Below are 2,027 nucleotides of genomic sequence, written 5' to 3'. Positions count from 1 at the left end.
GGACCGCACCGCCGCCCTGGTCGGCAGCCTGCAGGACGAGCTCGGCTGCGCCGCCGACTGGGACCCGGCGTGCGCCGACACGGAGCTCGTCGCCCAGGGCGACGGCACCTTCGTGGCAGAGTTCCAGGTCCCGGCGGGTACCTACGAGTACAAGGTCGCCCTGGACGACGCGTGGGACGAGTCGTACGGGCGCGACGGCGGCTCCGAGAACGCGCCCCTCCACCTGGCCGGGCCCGCGACGGTCCGCGTCACCTACGACGACACGACCCACCGCACCGCCCTGACGCCGCTCGGCCTGGCCGGGAACTACACGGAGGCGGACGACGCCCTGGTGCACGACCCCGTGCGGCAGCCGGGCGGCGACGAGCGCTTCTACTTCGTGATGACCGACCGGTTCGCCAACGGCGACCCGGCCAACGACACCGGCGGGCTGGACGGCGACCGGCTCACGACCGGCTTCGACCCGGCCGACAAGGGCTTCTACCAGGGCGGCGACCTCGCGGGCCTGCGCGAGAACCTCGACTACATCGAGGGCCTGGGCACGACAGCGATCTGGCTTACCCCGAGCTTCCTGAACCGCCCCGTGCAGGGCTCCGGCAACGACGTCAGCGCCGGCTACCACGGCTACTGGATCACCGACTTCACGCGGATCGACCCGCACCTGGGCACCAACGCCGAGCTCGAGGCGCTGATCGACGACGCCCACGTGCGCGGCCTCAAGGTCTACTTCGACATCATCACCAACCACACGGCCGACGTCGTCGACTACACCGAGGGCGCCTACGACTACGTGGACCAGGCGACCGCCCCGTACCGGGATGCCGAGGGCAACCCGTTCGACCCCGCCGACTTCGCCGGCACGGGCGACTTCCCCGAGCTCGACGCCGCCACGAGCTTCCCGTACACCCCCGTCGTCGACCCGGCCGACCAGGACGCCAAGGTCCCGGCCTGGCTCAACGACCCGACGCTCTACCACAACCGGGGCAACTCGACGTGGTCCGGGGAGTCGGTCACGTACGGCGACTTCAGCGGCCTGGACGACCTCATGACCGAGCACCCGCGCGTGGTCGACGGCTTCGAGGAGATCTACAAGGCGTGGATCGACCTGGGCATCGACGGGTTCCGCATCGACACGGTCAAGCACGTGAACTTCGAGTTCTGGGAGGAGTGGTCCACCGAGATCGCCGAGTACGCCCGCGCGCAGGGCGAGGACGAGTTCTTCACCTTCGGGGAGGTGTACGACGCCGACGCCGCCAAGACCTCCCCGTACGTGCGCCGCACCGACATGAGCTCAGTGCTCGACTTCTCGTTCCAGTCGGCCGCCACGAGCTACGCCAGCGGCAACAGCGCCCGCCGCCTGGCCGACCTGTACGCCTCCGACGACCTGTACACCACCCCGCACAGCAGCGCCGCCGCCCTGCCGACGTTCCTCGGCAACCACGACATGGGCCGCGTCGGCTACATGCTGGCGGGTGCTGAGAACCCGCTGGAGCGCGACGAGCTGGCGCACGAGCTGATGTACCTCACCCGTGGGCAGCCGGTCGTCTACTACGGCGACGAGCAGGGCTTCGCGGGCACCGGCGGCGACAAGGACGCCCGCCAGACCCTGTTCGCGACCCAGGTCGACGAGTACGCCGACCAGCCGCTGGTCACCGGCGAGCACGCCGGCAGCGTGGACCGGTACGCCACCGACGCACCGCTCTACGAGCACATCGCCACCCTGGCAGACCTCCGTGAGGAGCACCCGGCCCTGGCGACCGGTGCCCAGATCGAGCGCTACGCCGAGGACGGCGCCGGTGTCTACGCGTTCTCCCGCGTCGACCGCGAGGAGAAGATCGAGCACCTCGTCGCCGCCAACAACGCCGCGCAGCAGCGCACGGTCGCCCTCGACACGCTCACGCCGGGCGCCACGTACGCGCCGCTGTACGGCACCGACGCCCCGGTCACGGCCGACGCGGATGGCGCGGTCACGCTGACCGTCCCGGCCCGCTCCGCGATCGTGCTGGTCGCGGACCGCGCCGTGGGCG

General features: G+C 71.1%; 1 protein-coding gene. It reads left to right on the top strand.

Annotated features, from left to right (window positions below; genetic code table 11):
• Positions 1–2,027: alpha-amylase family glycosyl hydrolase (locus PROKR_RS20210; protein ID WP_211240190.1), on the top strand; the 2,027-nt coding region annotated here is incomplete at both ends.

The sequence above is a fragment of the Promicromonospora kroppenstedtii DSM 19349 genome (assembly GCF_000515355.1).
Classification (GTDB): Bacteria; Actinomycetota; Actinomycetes; order Actinomycetales; family Cellulomonadaceae; genus Promicromonospora; species Promicromonospora kroppenstedtii.
This window is presented reverse-complemented; position numbering and strand designations above follow the sequence as displayed.